Here is a 15,298-nt window from a genome sequence, read left to right on the forward strand (position 1 = left end):
AAACCATCAATTTGATAGACAGGCATAAGTATTTCCTCAAAGGGTCAGACGATACCGGATTCACTGTGCAGAACACCAAAACGGCGGTAATACGCCGCTCCCGGTTGCGGAAGTGTGCCAATGGTGGTTTCACAGCGTTCGCTGACGTAACGTGTCGCAGTAAGGTCTATTCGTTGGTAGATATTGGTACACAAGTTACGGGCAACCTGTCCTTCCCATTGTGCTGGCAGCAAAGCATCCGGCAGCAGCGGATCGCGCAGCACCACACGGCGGTAAAAGTGAATAAGCAGCAGGCGTAACTGGAAGCTGCGTTCTGGTGTCAGGTCGGCTTCACTGCAATCTTGCAGCAGCTTCATTAAGGGACGGAATGAGACGATAAACTCGTGATAGTGTTTTACCACTTGATCCAGTGACCAACTGGCCGATACCCGCTCTTTCAGGCTTTGTTCTGAACGGGGATAGGGATAGTCTGCCCGAAAATAGATCACGGAATCACTGGCGTTGAGTTCGCCAAGCAGGGCGGGAATATCACTTTGCGCGCTGCTGGGTGCCGCCATCAGGGTACTGTTGAGTTGGCCGAAGCCAAGCCAGCTTAGTTCTTTTTTCAGGCGGTTGCGTTCTTCTTTGGTTGTGCCTTCCAGCAGCAATAGATCCCATTTGCCATCCCACTCAGGCTGTTCGCTCAGGTAGATTTTGCTCTCGGCATGGCGGAATTGATTCATGCCACGCTCGGTGATGCGGTAATAGCTGCGACGGCCGATTTTCTCCACTGCCAGCCAGCCCTCTTTTTGCAGGCGAAAGACGGATGTTCGCACAAAACGGTCACTGAACCCCATCGGCTCCAGCAGGAGGCTCAGGCTGCCCAACCATACTTCACCACCACGGTGACTGAGGGCATCCCCAAACAGAGAGATGATCAGCGATGTTCCACTAATGGGCTGGGCATCAAGGGCGTGTCGGATAAAGTCGTCGAGTTTGTGTGCCATTTTTTCCATTATCTGCTCGCAAATGTGTCATGCCATTAGCATAACCGGAGAAATATACCCTGCAACTTGAAATCTACTGGGTATACGTTCGGAAAACCGCCACCGTTGCACGATGGGATAACCTCAACGGTGGCGAATGATTACTCATGCTGGCGGTGGTCGATCACTCTGACCGCCTTGCCTTCTGAGCGGGGGATGTCTCCGCAGTTGACGATACTGACCTCTGTACTCAGCCCTATCATGGATTTAATGTGATGGCGCAACTGGTGGCAGATGTCGCAGCGTTGTTGAGCGTCAAGCCGCTCCGGCTCTTTTAGCTCGACCTTGACTGACAGGCAGTCATAATTGCCTGTGCGGTTCACTTCTAACTGGTAATGAGGCGACAGCTCTTTGAAGCGGATGATCTGTTCTTCTACCTGTGATGGGAAGACATTGATGCCACGGATAATCAGCATGTCGTCAGAGCGTCCGGCAATCCTGTCCATACGACGCATATGACGGGCAGTAGTACCCGGCAATAAACGGGTCAGATCGCGGGTGCGGTAACGGATCACGGGCATGGCTTCTTTGGTCAGGGTCGTGAAAACCAGTTCGCCGGATTCGCCATCCGGCAGTACGCTCAGGTTGTCAGGATCAATCACTTCCGGATAGAAATGATCTTCCCAAATGGTGGAACCGTTAGCGTGCTCCACCGATTCCATCGCGATCCCCGGCCCCATGACTTCGGACAGGCCGTAAATATCCAAGGCTTTGATGCCCATACGCGTTTCAATTTCGCGGCGCAGCGCTTCTGTCCAAGGCTCTGCGCCGAAAATGCCAACACGCAGGGAGCATTTGCTGGCATCTCCGCCCATCCGCTGTTCCAGCGCATCCAGTAAAGTCAGGCAGTAGGAAGGGGTCATCATGATGACGTCGGGTTTGAAGTCCAGAATCAGTTGCGCCTGTTTTTCGGTCTGACCGCCGGACATGGGGATCACGGTTGCGCCCAGACGTTCAGCCCCGTAGTGTGCTCCCAACCCTCCGGTAAACAGGCCGTAGCCATAGGCGACGTGAACTTTGTCTTTGGCACTTGCTCCGGCAAAGCGCAGGCAACGGGCGACCAGATTAGCCCAATGGTCAATATCCCGCTGGGTATAACCCACCACGGTAGGATGCCCTGTGGTGCCCGATGAGGCATGGATGCGCACGATTTGTTCCATCGGAACGGCGAAAGTATCGAACGGGTAGTGATCCCGTAGATCCTGTTTGGTGGTGTAGGGAAATTTGGTGATGTCCTCAAGTTGCTTGAAATCACTGGGATGGATGCCGGCGGTGTCAAATTTGCGGCGGTACATGGGCACGTTGTTGTAGGCGTGATGGAGCGTCCATTTTATCTGTTCAAACTGGTGCGCCTGAATTTCGTCACGTGAAGCAAACTCAATGGAATCGAGGTGTTGTACGTTGTTGCTCATAGTTTCCTGTCCCTTTGTTGATTTGTTTGTAACAGGTTGTTGTTTTTATGTGCAGGTGTGGGTTATTTGCCAATACCCGATATAAGTTGTTGCCGTTACGATACGCGTTCAATAATCATGGCGATCCCTTGCCCTACGCCGATGCACATCGTGCACAAGGCATAGCGGCCGGCACGCCGTTCCAGTTCCAGAGTGGCAGTCAGCGCCAGACGCGCCCCGCTCATACCCAATGGATGACCCAATGCAATCGCGCCACCATTCGGATTAACCTGTTCTGCATCATCCGATAGCCCCAACTGACGCATGACAGCCAGTGACTGCGCGGCAAAGGCTTCATTGAGTTCAATAATATCCATCTGGTTCAGGCTCAGGCCAGTGAGCTCCAGTACCTTGCGGGTGGCTGGCAGTGGCCCGATCCCCATCATGCGAGGTTCAACGCCGCAGGTAGCGGTTGCGATAATGCGCGCCCGGGGTGTCAGCCCCTGCTGCAAGGCGGCCTTCTCTGAGGCGATGATGAGTGCCGCCGCACCATCATTGACGCCAGAGGCGTTGCCGGCGGTGACTGTCCCGTCAGTGCGGAAGGGGGTTTTCAGCCGTTGCAGTTGTTCGAATGTTGTCTCCGGTCGTGGATGTTCATCCTGTGAGACGATGGTCGCTACCCCTTTTTTGTTGGCGGCGGGCAGGATTACGGGGGTGATTTCTTCCGCCAGAATACCCCGTTGTTGGGCGCTGGCGGTGCGTTGCTGGCTGCGTAGGGCGAAGGCATCTTGATCGTCACGGCTGATTTGAAACTGGGCGGCAACATTTTCCGCAGTTTCTGGCATGGAGTCTGTGCCGAATTGCTGTTGCATCAGGGGATTGATAAAGCGCCAGCCAAGGGTGGTATCAAAGATCTGTGCTTGGCGGCTGAATGGGCTGTCGGTTTTACCCATGACGAAAGGGGCTCGGGTCATGGATTCGACACCGCCCGCCAGCATCAGTTGCGCTTCGCCGGCTTTAATGGCACGGGCGGCAAAGGCCAAAGCATCCAGACCGGAGCCACATAGCCGGTTAAGGGTGGTCGCTGACACCGAATAGGGTAACCCTGCCAGTAAAACCGCCATGCGTGCCACGTTGCGGTTATCTTCCCCCGCCTGATTTGCGCAGCCCAGAATGATGTCATCAATGTGTTGCCAATCCAGCGAGGGATAACGTGCCAGTAATGCCTGTAGCGGCAGAGCGGCCAGATCGTCAGCCCGCAGGCCGGAAAGGGCCCCGCCATAACGCCCGATAGGTGTACGAATGCCGTCGCAGATAAACGCATGGGTCATGATTGTTGCTCTCCCTGGCTCTCTTTCAGAATAGAATGACCGAGACGATGAGCATGACCCCGGAAGAAGGCCACTATTTTGCCGTCCTGATTGATAATTTTGACGTCATACAAGCCAGTGGTTTTGCCCTGATGCTGCATAAAAGCGGTGGCTGTCAGGTGGTCACCGCTAAAGGCCGGGCGGATAAAATCAATGCTGCAACCGGATGCCACCGCTGCCAGCCCTTCGCTGTTGCAGGCATAGGCGAAGGCGGTATCGGCCAGACTGAACAGGATGCCACCATGACAGCTTTGATGGCCGTTGAGCATGTCTGGTTTAATGGTCATGCTCACTTGGGCGACCCCTGTATCAACATGGTCGATGTGCATTCCCATATTCTGGGCGCAGGCATCTTTGGCATACATGGCTTCAATGCAGCGCTGAGCCAGTTGGCTGGAAGCGTTAGCGGACATGGTTGTGCTCCTTATCTTGATCCCGCTGGAGATGCAGCGTTACATAGCCTGCCGCCAGTTGGCGTAACAGAGGTGCAGGTCGGTAGCGGGGTTCGCCATAAAATTGCTGTAAGTTTTCCAGCGTGCTGAGAATGTGCCGCCAGCCCAGTTGTTCCCCCCATGCCAACGGGCCGATGGGGTAATTGACGCCGTAACACATCGCCAGATCGATATCTTCGGCGCTGGCGATGCCTTTATTGATGGCATCCAGCGCTTCGTTGCACAACATGGCCACGGTGCGCATCGTCAGTAAGGCAGGGTAATCCGGCAGGAGAACCACCTGCTTGCCGAGAGATTGCAGGAAACTGATCACTTTTTCCGTCTGCGGCCGGGTGTTCTGGCAGGCCGAGCTAAGAGTGATGATGGAAGCAGTCTGATGATTGGCGGCAAGATCAAACTGTACCACTGGCGCCCTGATTTCATCAGCAAGCTGTGCGCTGGTTTTACCTTGTGTCAGCGTTAATATAACGTCATCAAGCTGTAATGCTGGCGGCTGGGAACCGGTATTTTTGCTTTCTTCGAGGGCGATTCCATATTGTGGTAACAACGGTTTTAACAGCGCGGCAAAATGTGGCAGAGTTCCCCAATCGCCCGTTGCCTGAATCCGCGTAGGCCGTATTTGCTCTTGGAGGGTTTCCAACCGGGGTAATGGCTGATGTTTTTCTTTGCCATCATAAACATAAAACCCCCGACCGCGCTTACGTCCCAGATGATCGGCTTCCACCAACTCTTTCTGGCGCAGTGATGGCTGGAAGCGCGGATCACCGTGAAATGCGTGGAACAGGGATTCGGTCACGGCATAATTAACGTCATGACCAATCAAATCGGTAAGCTGTAACGCCCCCATCGTAAAGCCGCCAGATTCTTTCATCACTGCATCCAGTGTGGCGGGAGAAGCAATGTTTTCTTCCAATGCGCGCAAAGTCTCCGCATAAAACGGGCGGGCGATGCGATTGACGATAAAACCCGGCGTAGAGCGGCAGACTACAGGCTGTTTTTGCCAATCGGTGACGAGACTTTTGAGTGCGGCTATCGTTTGAGAAGATGTTTCCAACCCCTGAACGATTTCCACCAGCTTCATCAGTGGCGCGGGGTTGAAAAAATGTAGCCCCGCCATGCGTTGGGGTGAAGCCAGCACACGGGCAATGGCGGTAATCGATAGCGATGAGGTGTTGCTGGCAAAAATGGTTTCGGCTGAACAGAGCGGTTCCAGTTGGCGGAACAGGTTCTGTTTGACCTCCAGTTGTTCGATAATCGCTTCAATCACCAGTGCGCTCGGTGCTAGTGCCTGTAAGGAGTCAACCTGTGTGATGCGCTGCAATAGGGCTTGGGTTGCGCCAGCTTCTGCTTTGCCTGCCTCCACACGCTGATGCAGACGGGTGTGCAGCGTCTCCAGTGCACGCTGTGCCGCTTCACCCTTCACATCAAACAGCAGGACGGAATGCCCTGCTTGAGCGGCGACTTGCGCAATGCCGATCCCCATCGTTCCCGCGCCAATGACGGCAATCGGGCCGTGAAGGATCGGACGATGATGTGCTGGCGTGTTCATGATTATCTCCCTTTGAACTGTGGTTGGCGTTTGTCAATGAATGCACTGACACCTTCACGGAAGTCTTCACTGCGTCCGCACAGGCGCTGTAAATCACGTTCGAGATTAAGCTGTTGATCCAAGCTATTGGCTGCGGCGGCATAAGTGGCTTTCTTGATGCAACTCAGCGCCACCGTTGGCTGGGTCGCCAGATGTTGAGCGAGCTCCCGTGTTTTATCTTCTAACGCTTCGGGTTCGACGACCTGCCAGATCATGCCCCATTCCAGTGCTTGTTCCGCGCTGATTTTGTCTCCCAATAATGCCATTCCCATTGCCCGGGCATGTCCGATTTTATGGGGGAGGAACCAACTACCGCCGGCATCCGGCGTCAGACCAATGCGGCAGAAGGCTTGAATAAAGCTGGCGGTACGGGAAGCGATCACAATGTCACAGGCCAGTGCAACGGAGACGCCTGCGCCTGCTGCTACTCCGTTGACGGCGCAGATCACGGGTTTGGGCAGGGAAGTCAGGCGACGGATCAGCGGATTGTAGAAACGTTCAACGGATTGGCCGAGATCAGGAACGTCACCCTCCGAGGTGATGGCGTTGCGATCATTTAAATCTTGTCCGGCACAGAAGCCCCGTCCAGCGCCTGAGAGCAGGACACAGCGCACGGATTCATCCTGTTCAGCAATCTTCAGCGCTTCACTTAACTGTTGGTGCATTTCCTCGTTAAAGCTGTTAATGCGTTCTGGACGGTTGAGCGTAATGCTGAGGACACCTGCTTCAATATCAGTGAGTATCATTGACATATTTTCCATCGATCAGAACCCTTTGAATGTTGGTTTACGTTTTTCAAGAAAAGCGGTAATGCCTTCTTGGCGATCGGCTGTCCCCGCCAGAGCGACAAATTGCTGGCGCTCGGCGAGCAGCCCTTGTGACAGGCTGGTTTCGTATGCAGTCTTGAGTGCAGCCTTAGCCGCCCGTAACGCCAGCGGCGAAAATTCACTGATGCGTAGGGCAATCTGTTCCGCGCGTTCCAGCGTCAGAGCATCGATACAGACTTCGCTCACCAGCCCTGCCTGCTGTGCTTTTTGGGCGTCGATCGCCTCGCCAGTTAGGATCATTTGATTGGCCAGTGCTTTGCCCACACTGCGGATTAACCGCTGTGTACCGCCAGCGCCCGGCATCAATCCCAATGTAATTTCCGGCAGGCCGAAGCGGGCACTTTCACCGCAAATCACCAGATCACAGGCCAGCACCAGTTCGCAACCTGCACCCAGTGCGTAGCCATTGACGGCCGCAATAAGAGGTTTGGTGATGTTGTGCAAACGCTGCCAGAGTTGTGGGCGGCGGTCTGTCATTGCCGTCGCAACGGTCTGCTGCTGTAGTTCCTTGAGATCGGCGCCCGCCGCAAAATAGCTTGATGAACCCGTAATGACGATAGCTCCAGTTCCGGTATCGGCATCCGCCTGTTCCAATTGCTGCACGAGTTGCTCCAGACAGTCATTGCTGAGGGCATTGCGGACTTCTGGACGGTTCAGGGTCAGCGTGCGTACCCGTTGTTGCTGGTGGCATAAAATCCATTCGTGACTCATGGTAGCTCCTCATTTTTGACGGTGCTAGATGTCAAAATCCACAACCACGCCGTCGCCTTTCGGCCACGACTGGCAGCTTAAGATATAACCGGCAGCCAGTTGATCCGGCTCAAGGCTGTAGTTCACGCTCATATCCACTTCACCGGATTTGAGGCGGCATTTGCAGGTGGCACACACGCCTCCTTTACAGGCATAGGGCAAATCGGCACCTTGACGCAGTGCCGCATCGAGAATGCTGTCATCTTCGGTGTTCATGGCAATGTTCAGGGTGCGGCCATCCAGATGAATCTCCACATGGGTTTCATTGCGTTCAGCCAGATTGGCCGGGCGAACAGCGGTGCTTGATGGATTACGCCCGGTGTTGAAACGTTCCGTATGGATACGTTCGGACGCCATGCCGGCCTGCTCAAGTGCAGATTTAGCATCATCCAGCATGGCTGCTGGCCCGCAGAGAAAGGCCTGTTCGAACTGGCTGAAATTGAGCAGGATCTTGCCGAGGCGTTGAAGGTGTTCGCTATCAATGCGGCCGTTGAACATCGGGCTATCGGTGATTTCCTGGCTGAAAAGGTACAGCACCTGAAAACGGTGCAGGTAGCGATTTTTCAGATCGGCCAGTGCTTCTTTGAACATCACGGAACGGCTGGTGCGGTTACCGTAAATCAGCGTGAAGCTGCTATCCGGTTCCAGCACCAGTGTACTTTTGATGATCGATAGAATTGGCGTGATACCCGAACCCGCAGCGATTGCCAGATAGTTTCCCGCGTTGTTCCCATCGGGATGGTGGCCGAAATTGCCTTGTGGTTGCATGACATCCAGCTCATCCCCGACTTTAAGCTGCTGGTTGATGAAAGTCGAAAAACGCCCTTGATAGGTGGCCTTGACGCCAATTTGTAATCCATCGTCCAGTGGTGAACTGCAAATGGAGTAACAGCGGCGTAGCTCTGCGCCATCCACCCGTGCCTTGAGTGTCAGGTGCTGGCCGGGTTGATAGCAAAAGAGGGCTTTCAACTCATCGGGGACATGCAGTGTGACGGTCACGGCATCAGGTGTTTCCCGCTCAATCGCTGCAATGCTTAAGCGGTGAAAAGTCGGACGATGAAAAGTAGCCATCTTTTGCTGCTCCCTAAACTCAAATACATTTGAAATAGTCGAAGGGTTCCAGACACTGCTGACAGCGATAGAGCGCTTTGCAGGCGGTGGAACCGAATTCACTGATTTTTTCGGTCTCATGGCTGCCACAACGTGGGCAGGTGATTGTTTCTGTCTCTATCGGTTTTTCACAAGCCAGACCCTGCGGAGGCGCGATGCCGGACTCCCGCAGACGTTGCTTGGCATCAGCACTCATCCAGTCAGTTGTCCACGCCGGTGTCAGGCTTATTTCGATAGTGACCGGCGTAAAGCCCGCCCGTGCCAGTGTTTGCTGGATCTCATTGATCAGGTATTCCGTTGCCGGACAACCGGAGTACGTCGGGGTGAATATGACTCGCCAGCCGGTTTGCTGAGGGGTTACTGCCCGAACCATGCCGAGATCAGTAATGGAGAGTACGGGAAGCTCAGGATCGGCAATCTGGTGCAGACATTGCCAGATCTGATGGATAGCCGGCGGCTGTAATGTGTTAACTTGCTGTTCCATCATCCCCTCCTTTCGTGATCAACGGATGGTTACCAGTTACAGTTGGGATAGGTGCGTTGCAGATACTGCATTTCCGCCAGCATGTATCCCAGATGTTCGGTATGCAGCCCCTGCTTACCACCCTGTCGGTAGGGCGTTTCCTGCGGAATTTCCAATGTGGCCTGTGCGAATGTCTCGTTGATGATTTGCCGCCAAGGTTCGTACAAAGTACGGGGATCGACCGCAATGCCTTCTTCGGCCAGCCGCTGTTCCACTTCATCGCAATGGAACAGTTCGCCAGTAAAGCGCCACAGTTGATTGACCGATTGCTGGATTTTTTCGCGGCTCAGTTCCGTACTATCCCCCAGCCGGATCACCCAGCCACCGCTAAAACGCAGGTGATATTCGACTTCCTTCAACGATTTGGTGCTGATCGCGGCCAATTGGGGATCGCGGCTCTGCCCCAGTGCCTGATGGAGCAGGACGTGATAGGCATCGATAAAAAACTGACGCACCAGCGTATCGTTAAAGCCGCCATTGGGTTGCTCTACAAGCAGCAGATTACGGTATTCTCGTTCATCGCGGCCAAATGCCAGCCGATCTTCATCAAAATCTATTCCATAAAGTGTGGCGGCGTAGCTGAGAAAATGGCGTGATTGCCCCAGCAGATCGAGGCCAATATTCGACAGGGCAAGGTCAATTTCCAGCTCTGGCGCATGGCCGCACCATTCACACAGGCGCTGTGCCAGAATTAACGGGGTATCCGCCTGCCGTAGCACATAATTAAGCAGATCCTGATTGGGTGGAGCAACGCTCTGTGTCTTCATATTTCAGCTCCTACATATTTTTGATGCCATCAGGAATGGTGTAAAAAGTCGGGTGACGGTAGATCTTGTCTTCCGAGGGATCGAAAAAAGCCCCGCGCTCTTCAGGTTGTGAGGCCACCAGATAGAGGGATTTCACTACCCAGATGGAGCAACCTTCACTACGGCGAGTGTAGACATCGCGCGCGTTCTCCAGCGCCATTTGATCATCTGCTGCATGGAGGCTGCCGACATGACGGTGAGCCAGCCCCTGTTTACTGCGGATAAAGACTTCATACAGCGGCCAATCGGTATCACTCATGTTTTGTCTCCTGTTCCGGTCATCAATTCCGGTAATGAAACGGATTAAGCAGCATTTTTTCTGGCTGCCATTTTCTTGGCATGCACTGAAGCGGCTTCACGCACCCAGCTTCCGGTTTCCCAAGCTCGGCGTTTGGCTTCCAGCCGTTCGTGATTACATATGCCCTGTCCTTTGAGCACTTGATAGAATTCGTCCCAATCGATTTCACCAAAACGGTAGTGCCCCGTGGTTTCATCCCAGGCCAGTTCGGGATCGGGTGCGGTCATGCCCAGTGCTTCCAATTGCGGAACGGTGCTGTCGATAAATTTCTGCCGCAGTTCATCGTTGCTGAACCGTTTGATTTTCCATGCCATGCTTTGGGCGCTGTTGGGGGAATCATTGTCATTGGGGCCAAACATCATCAGCGTCGGCCACCAGAAACGGTTGATGGCATCTTGCAGCATCGCGCGTTGGGCGTCATTGCCCGCCGCCAGTACCATAACGGCTTCATAACCCTGCCGCTGGTGGAAACTCTCTTCCTTGCAGATTTTCACCATCGCACGGGCATACGGGCCGTAAGATGCCCGACACAGGGCGACCTGATTGATGATCGCCGCCCCATCCACCAGCCAGCCAATCACCCCGACATCTGCCCAATTGAGGGTGGGATAGTTAAAGATGGATGAATATTTCATCTTGCCATTCAGCAGCTTCTGGTAGATGTCCTGACGGGTACAGCCCAATGTTTCTGCCGCGCTGTACAGATAAAGCCCGTGCCCGGCTTCATCCTGCACCTTTGCCAGCAGCACCGCTTTGCGGCGTAGTGTCGGGGCGCGGGTGATCCAGTTGCCCTCCGGTAACATGCCGACAATTTCCGAATGGGCGTGCTGGCCGATTTGACGTATCAGGTTTTGGCGATAGGCATCAGGCATCCAGTCTTTGGCCTCAATGGAAAGATCCGCCGCGATTTTGGCGTCAAAATGCGCCTGAAGTGAGTTAGTTGTCATGTTGCCTCCGTTATGATTCTTATTTTTTTATTTTAAATAAAAAATCGAATCACTTTATATAGCTATAAATCTACAAACTGATAACAGAAATATCAAACACTTAGGTTGTGTATTTGTCGTACACATCACAATATGAATTTTTATTTATTTAAAAACAATAAGTTAATTTTTATTGTTGGATGAGGGTAAGAATATTAACAAGTGATCGTCCGCAAATGTTTTGCTTTTGTTAATTTATTGGGTGGTCTTGCTGATGAGTTATATGATACATAAATGCCATCTATTTACTTTATGATTGATTCATTAATGCGTTCGGCGGAGAAAAAAATGCAACAGTTAACCAGTTATATTTGTGGTGCTTGGGTTTATGGGCAGGGCAACGCCAGAGCCATTCATCATGCGGTGAGTGGTGAAGCCTTGTATCAGGTGTGTTCAGATGGCCTGCCACTGGCGGATAGTCTGGGATATGCCCGTGAAAAAGGCGGTAAGTCGTTGTCCGCCATGACGTTCCAACAACGTGCGCAGATGATGAAAGCGGTCGCGAAGCATCTGCTTGCTAACAAAGAAACGCTGTATGCTATTTCGGCAGAAACCGGAGCGACCCGTGCGGATGGTTGGGTGGATATTGAAGGCGGCATTGCGACGCTGTTTTCTTATGCAGGGCTGGCGGGGCGTGAGTTACCGGATGATACCCTGTGGCCGGAAGATGAGATGATCCCGCTTTCTAAGCAGTCGCAGTTTGTGGCTCGTCATATGTTGACTTCGCGTCCCGGCGTCGCGCTGCATATCAACGCGTTTAACTTCCCTTGCTGGGGAATGCTGGAAAAACTGGCACCAACGTGGATGGCCGGTATGCCAGCTATCATCAAACCCGCGACGGCATCCGCTCAATTGACGCAGGCGATGGTCAAAATGATCATCGATAGCGGTCTGGTGCCGGAAGGCGCACTGCAATTGATCTGCGGTGGCATTGGCGATCTGTTTGATCATCTCGATTATCAGGATGCGGTGACTTTTACAGGATCGGCGCAGACCGGGCAGAAGCTGCGTGTCCACCCACGACTGATCGAAAAATCGATTCCGTTTACCATGGAAGCCGATTCCCTTAACTGCTGCATGTTGGGCGAGGATGTAACGCCTGAAATGCCGGAATTTGGCGTGTTCATCAAGGAAGTTGTCCGCGAGATGACGGCCAAGGCAGGGCAAAAATGTACGGCCATCCGGCGTATTATCGTGCCAGTCAGTCAGCTTGAGGCGGTTAAACAAGCACTGCTTAAACGCCTTTCCGGAGTGACCGTCGGCGATCCTGCGCTGCCGGAAGTGCGCATGGGCGCGTTGATTAGCCTTGAACAGCGCGATGAGGTTCAGGCCAAGGTTGATGAACTGTTGAGTCACGGTTGTGAACCCTTGTGCGGTGGTTCTTTGGATCAACTGGTGCTGACAGGCAATTCCAGCAGCGAGGGCGCATTCTACCCACCGACTCTGCTCTATTGCGCTGATCCGGTGACACATAAAGCCGTACATGGCACGGAAGCTTTTGGGCCTGTTTCCACGTTGATGCCGTATCAGGGGACAGAACAGGCGATAGCGCTGGTGTTGATGGGGCAGGGCAGTTTGGCGGGTTCGCTGGTCACGGCGGATGAGCAGATCGCGGTGCAGGTGATCCGGGCAACAGCGTGTGCCCACGGCCGTATGCTGGTGCTGGATGAAGCGGCATCTGCGGAATCTACGGGGCATGGTTCTCCACTGCCTATGCTGGTACATGGTGGGCCGGGGCGTGCCGGCGGCGGTGAGGAACTGGGGGGACTGCGGGCGGTGAAACACTATATGCAGCGCACCGCGATTCAGGGCAGCCCAAACATGCTGGCCGCCATCGGCCGTGAATGGGTACGTGGTGCCAAAGTGAAGGTCGATCCGATTCATCCGTTCCGTAAGTATTTCGAACAGCTTGAGATTGGTGAAAGCCTGTTGACGGCTCGTCGTACTGTCACCGAAGCTGATATCGTCAATTTTGCCTGCCTGAGCGGAGATCATTTTTATGCGCACATGGATAAATTGGGTGCGGCGGAATCTCTGTTTGGTGAACGTGTGGCACATGGTTATTTTGTCGTGTCGGCAGCAGCGGGATTGTTTGTTGATGCAGCGGTTGGGCCGGTGCTTGCTAACTATGGTATGGAAAACCTGCGTTTTATTGAGCCGGTGAAAATTGGCGATACTATTCAGGTACGGCTGACCTGCAAGAAGAAGATTAAGAAAGCCCAGAAAACCCCTGATGACAAACCGCAAGGTGTTGTGGTGTGGGATGTGCAGGTCTTGAATCAGGAGCAACAGCCAGTGGCGCTTTACAGTATTCTCACGCTGGTGGAACGGCAGCAAGGGGATTTTACCGCGTCTGAGTAGGTGCGGTTGAGATAAACAAATCGGAGATTTGTTGAGTAAGGAAACTGAAATGCCTGAGGATATTTGTCAAAGAAAATAAAATAGCGGTGATCCTCAGGCTGTTCTCTAAAGTTTGAATTCGGGTTGAATTTTATCTGTAGAATAGGTGAGTTGCAGTTTTCGGAATAATTCTTCCAAGAAAGTAAAGATTTTATGATATAGCAGTCAAAGGTATTACCTTTTAATATTAAGGTGGACAAAATGGCGACATCAGTAAAACTTGACGATAATTTAAAAAGCCGGATCCAGAATTTGGCAGAAGTGCGCCAGCGTTCGGCTCACTGGATAATGCGTGAAGCTATACGTGATTATGTAGAGCGTGAAGAAAAACGTGAGTCCTTCAAACAGGATGTATTGCGAGCCTGGGAAGCGTATCAAGAGAATGGATTACACCTGACACTTGAAGAAGCCGACGACTGGTTAGCAAAGCTCGAAGCAGGAGATAATACGGAGTTACCTGAATGCCACGTTTGATCTGGTCTCCGGCGGCCCTTACTGACGTACAAAAGCTCTATCGTTTTCTAGTCAAGAAAGATGAAGCAGCAGCTCGTAGAGCTATTAAAACAATACGTGCCAGCGTGACACCAGCCTGAAGTAGGACGCCCTGCTGAAGATATGGATCCCGTATTCCGAGAATGGCTTATTGATTTTGGTAGCAGTGGCTATATTGACTTGTATCGTTTTGATGGTGAAACAGCCACAATTCTTGCGGTGCAGCACCAAAAAGAAGCGGGATACTAAATTATCTAGAAAAGGAGAGAGTGACGCTCTGTTGTTTAGGTAAGTTTTTTCGGTTGGGGGAAGTAATGATGGAAATCTGCCATTTGCTAATATTGAGTTCAGTATATTCAGGCTTTTTTTTAGTGTATTAGGTTCTTTTACCGTAACTTTCAAGCCATATCGTATATCAATATAATCTTCAATATACTGTTTCATCGCCCCCAATTGGCGGGACGAAAATCTTTTCCACCTGCGAAATCTAGGTCTTCACTAAAACGGTTACCACCATAACACAGGCTCAAAGATGTTCCTCCCTGGAAGCCGTGCGAAATCCGTACGATCAATTTTCATAGACCATTTCCTTTTCAACCAAGTGTGTGTTTCTGCCTACTCGCTTTAGATCACGGTAAGCTGCCTGTTTATTTGCTAGACGAAGTGGTCTGCCAACATCTTGGATGTGGTTGATAATGTCTGATACTGCTCTTTTAGTATGGGTAAATTCAACCGTACCAAAAGGTGTGTTGTATTCCCCCTTTCTACCCGTCGTCATCACCGTCAGCCGATCAATGGGGATTTGTGAGATAGCTCCGTATTCAGATAGAGCAGATTCCAAACTGACATAGTTGTATTCACCGCGTCGCATTGTTTTGGCAATCAATTCTAGTGTGTGAAGTCCTTTGTGTCTTGATAAGGTGAACACGTAAACCCCTTTACAAGCACGCGATAAGATACCTTGCTTGACTAGACGACTCAGTCCGGCTTCAAAAGCGCGTTTGCTGTCTTCCGAAAACAGTTTAGCGAGATCTCTACTGGTGAAGACGTAACGACCTTGTTGATCGAGCTTGTTTAAGCAGTGAATGGCTGTAGTCTGGTTCATCGCATTAAGTATACACTTATATCATTATAAAGTGAGATTTGTGTACACATATTAGCATGGCACTATATATACGTAAATAACATATATAAATGGTATATCCGACATTCCGCACCACTTTCAGGAATAAAATGATTCATAGGGTTGCCCCAATATTTTCAGCAGTTCATTTTGATAC

The 15,298-nt window shown here is 52.2% G+C and carries 17 protein-coding genes and 1 pseudogene; 4 read left to right on the forward strand and 14 right to left on the reverse strand.

Annotated features, from left to right (window positions below):
- Window positions 1–44: 44 nt before the first annotated feature.
- The 12 genes from paaX to paaA form a co-directional block, all read right to left on the reverse strand.
- A complete protein-coding gene (paaX, locus tag NXS07_RS06985) occupies window positions 45–986 on the reverse strand; it encodes a phenylacetic acid degradation operon negative regulatory protein PaaX (RefSeq protein WP_038207280.1) in 942 nt (313 codons plus the stop codon).
- 140 nt (window positions 987–1,126) lie between these two features.
- Window positions 1,127–2,437 carry a phenylacetate--CoA ligase PaaK gene (gene paaK / locus NXS07_RS06990; RefSeq protein WP_038197686.1) on the reverse strand — a complete coding sequence of 437 codons (1,311 nt, stop codon included), beginning with the start codon at window positions 2,435–2,437 and terminating at the stop codon, window positions 1,127–1,129.
- 95 nt (window positions 2,438–2,532) lie between these two features.
- The gene (gene pcaF, locus NXS07_RS06995; protein ID WP_258086444.1) at window positions 2,533–3,747 is read right to left on the reverse strand and encodes a 3-oxoadipyl-CoA thiolase; all 1,215 of its coding nucleotides are present in this window, start codon (window positions 3,745–3,747) and stop codon (window positions 2,533–2,535) included.
- On the reverse strand, window positions 3,744–4,199 hold the full coding sequence (gene paaI, locus NXS07_RS07000) for a hydroxyphenylacetyl-CoA thioesterase PaaI (RefSeq protein WP_038207271.1): 456 nt from the start codon (window positions 4,197–4,199) through the stop codon (window positions 3,744–3,746). Before paaI ends, pcaF begins: the two co-directional genes overlap by 4 nt.
- Window positions 4,189–5,787: a 3-hydroxyacyl-CoA dehydrogenase gene (locus NXS07_RS07005; protein ID WP_038207268.1), complete on the reverse strand. Its 1,599-nt coding sequence runs from the start codon at window positions 5,785–5,787 to the stop codon at window positions 4,189–4,191. The genes paaI and NXS07_RS07005 overlap by 11 nt, the downstream gene beginning before the upstream one ends.
- 2 nt (window positions 5,788–5,789) lie before the next feature.
- Window positions 5,790–6,587 carry a 2-(1,2-epoxy-1,2-dihydrophenyl)acetyl-CoA isomerase PaaG gene (gene paaG / locus NXS07_RS07010; RefSeq protein WP_038197681.1) on the reverse strand — a complete coding sequence of 266 codons (798 nt, stop codon included), beginning with the start codon at window positions 6,585–6,587 and terminating at the stop codon, window positions 5,790–5,792.
- Between the two features lie 3 nt (window positions 6,588–6,590).
- Window positions 6,591–7,364: a 2,3-dehydroadipyl-CoA hydratase PaaF gene (paaF, locus tag NXS07_RS07015; RefSeq protein WP_258086445.1), complete on the reverse strand. Its 774-nt coding sequence runs from the start codon at window positions 7,362–7,364 to the stop codon at window positions 6,591–6,593.
- Between the two features lie 24 nt (window positions 7,365–7,388).
- Window positions 7,389–8,474, reverse strand: a complete 1,086-nt coding sequence (gene paaE, locus NXS07_RS07020; protein WP_258086446.1) for a 1,2-phenylacetyl-CoA epoxidase subunit PaaE — start codon at window positions 8,472–8,474, stop codon at window positions 7,389–7,391.
- A 19-nt stretch (window positions 8,475–8,493) separates the two neighbouring features.
- Window positions 8,494–8,997, reverse strand: coding sequence for a 1,2-phenylacetyl-CoA epoxidase subunit PaaD (paaD, locus tag NXS07_RS07025; RefSeq protein ID WP_258086447.1), 504 nt, complete (start codon window positions 8,995–8,997; stop codon window positions 8,494–8,496).
- Between the two features lie 29 nt (window positions 8,998–9,026).
- Window positions 9,027–9,803 (reverse strand): 1,2-phenylacetyl-CoA epoxidase subunit PaaC, encoded by a 777-nt coding sequence (gene paaC / locus NXS07_RS07030; RefSeq protein ID WP_258086448.1) that lies wholly within the window; start codon window positions 9,801–9,803, stop codon window positions 9,027–9,029.
- Between the two features lie 10 nt (window positions 9,804–9,813).
- On the reverse strand, window positions 9,814–10,101 hold the full coding sequence (paaB, locus tag NXS07_RS07035; RefSeq protein WP_238097690.1) for a 1,2-phenylacetyl-CoA epoxidase subunit PaaB: 288 nt from the start codon (window positions 10,099–10,101) through the stop codon (window positions 9,814–9,816).
- A 44-nt stretch (window positions 10,102–10,145) separates the two neighbouring features.
- Entirely contained in the window at window positions 10,146–11,087 is a 942-nt protein-coding gene (paaA, locus tag NXS07_RS07040; RefSeq protein WP_258086449.1) for a 1,2-phenylacetyl-CoA epoxidase subunit PaaA, read from the reverse strand.
- 327 nt (window positions 11,088–11,414) lie between these two features.
- On the opposite strand from paaA, the gene paaZ reads away from it, so the two are divergent.
- From paaZ to NXS07_RS07060, 4 genes are all read left to right on the forward strand, one after another.
- Entirely contained in the window at window positions 11,415–13,487 is a 2,073-nt protein-coding gene (paaZ, locus tag NXS07_RS07045; RefSeq protein ID WP_238125390.1) for a phenylacetic acid degradation bifunctional protein PaaZ, read from the forward strand.
- A 240-nt stretch (window positions 13,488–13,727) separates the two neighbouring features.
- Entirely contained in the window at window positions 13,728–14,000 is a 273-nt protein-coding gene (locus NXS07_RS07050; RefSeq protein ID WP_038212921.1) for a CopG family ribbon-helix-helix protein, read from the forward strand.
- A complete protein-coding gene (locus NXS07_RS07055; RefSeq protein ID WP_230579957.1) occupies window positions 13,988–14,119 on the forward strand; it encodes a type II toxin-antitoxin system RelE/ParE family toxin in 132 nt (43 codons plus the stop codon). The genes NXS07_RS07050 and NXS07_RS07055 overlap by 13 nt, the downstream gene beginning before the upstream one ends.
- A 22-nt stretch (window positions 14,120–14,141) precedes the next feature.
- The gene (locus NXS07_RS07060) at window positions 14,142–14,267 is read left to right on the forward strand and encodes a hypothetical protein (protein WP_038212918.1); all 126 of its coding nucleotides are present in this window, start codon (window positions 14,142–14,144) and stop codon (window positions 14,265–14,267) included.
- 28 nt (window positions 14,268–14,295) lie between these two features.
- On the opposite strand, the pseudogene NXS07_RS07065 reads toward NXS07_RS07060, so the two are convergent.
- Window positions 14,296–14,566, reverse strand: a pseudogene (locus NXS07_RS07065) (nucleotidyl transferase AbiEii/AbiGii toxin family protein); the annotation flags it as partial.
- A gap of 20 nt (window positions 14,567–14,586) precedes the next feature.
- A complete protein-coding gene (abiEi, locus tag NXS07_RS07070; RefSeq protein ID WP_038207251.1) occupies window positions 14,587–15,123 on the reverse strand; it encodes a type IV toxin-antitoxin system AbiEi family antitoxin in 537 nt (178 codons plus the stop codon).
- Window positions 15,124–15,298: the final 175 nt, after the last annotated feature.

The organism is Xenorhabdus bovienii, from assembly GCF_024721015.1.
GTDB classification, from domain to species: domain Bacteria; phylum Pseudomonadota; class Gammaproteobacteria; order Enterobacterales; family Enterobacteriaceae; genus Xenorhabdus; species Xenorhabdus bovienii.

Excerpts from the sequence above, each read along its gene's own strand:
- paaX (WP_038207280.1), bottom strand. The coding sequence starts at position 986 with ATGGCACACAAACTCGACGACTTTATCCGACACGCCCTTGATGCCCAG.
- paaK (WP_038197686.1), bottom strand. The coding sequence starts at position 2,437 with ATGAGCAACAACGTACAACACCTCGATTCCATTGAGTTTGCTTCACGT.
- pcaF (WP_258086444.1), bottom strand. The coding sequence starts at position 3,747 with ATGACCCATGCGTTTATCTGCGACGGCATTCGTACACCTATCGGGCGT.
- paaI (WP_038207271.1), bottom strand. The coding sequence starts at position 4,199 with ATGTCCGCTAACGCTTCCAGCCAACTGGCTCAGCGCTGCATTGAAGCC.
- NXS07_RS07005 (WP_038207268.1), bottom strand. The coding sequence starts at position 5,787 with ATGAACACGCCAGCACATCATCGTCCGATCCTTCACGGCCCGATTGCC.
- paaG (WP_038197681.1), bottom strand. The coding sequence starts at position 6,587 with ATGGAAAATATGTCAATGATACTCACTGATATTGAAGCAGGTGTCCTC.
- paaF (WP_258086445.1), bottom strand. The coding sequence starts at position 7,364 with ATGAGTCACGAATGGATTTTATGCCACCAGCAACAACGGGTACGCACG.
- paaE (WP_258086446.1), bottom strand. The coding sequence starts at position 8,474 with ATGGCTACTTTTCATCGTCCGACTTTTCACCGCTTAAGCATTGCAGCG.
- paaD (WP_258086447.1), bottom strand. The coding sequence starts at position 8,997 with ATGGAACAGCAAGTTAACACATTACAGCCGCCGGCTATCCATCAGATC.
- paaC (WP_258086448.1), bottom strand. The coding sequence starts at position 9,803 with ATGAAGACACAGAGCGTTGCTCCACCCAATCAGGATCTGCTTAATTAT.
- paaB (WP_238097690.1), bottom strand. The coding sequence starts at position 10,101 with ATGAGTGATACCGATTGGCCGCTGTATGAAGTCTTTATCCGCAGTAAA.
- paaA (WP_258086449.1), bottom strand. The coding sequence starts at position 11,087 with ATGACAACTAACTCACTTCAGGCGCATTTTGACGCCAAAATCGCGGCG.
- paaZ (WP_238125390.1), top strand. The coding sequence starts at position 11,415 with ATGCAACAGTTAACCAGTTATATTTGTGGTGCTTGGGTTTATGGGCAG.
- NXS07_RS07050 (WP_038212921.1), top strand. The coding sequence starts at position 13,728 with ATGGCGACATCAGTAAAACTTGACGATAATTTAAAAAGCCGGATCCAG.
- NXS07_RS07055 (WP_230579957.1), top strand. The coding sequence starts at position 13,988 with ATGCCACGTTTGATCTGGTCTCCGGCGGCCCTTACTGACGTACAAAAG.
- NXS07_RS07060 (WP_038212918.1), top strand. The coding sequence starts at position 14,142 with ATGGATCCCGTATTCCGAGAATGGCTTATTGATTTTGGTAGCAGTGGC.
- abiEi (WP_038207251.1), bottom strand. The coding sequence starts at position 15,123 with ATGAACCAGACTACAGCCATTCACTGCTTAAACAAGCTCGATCAACAA.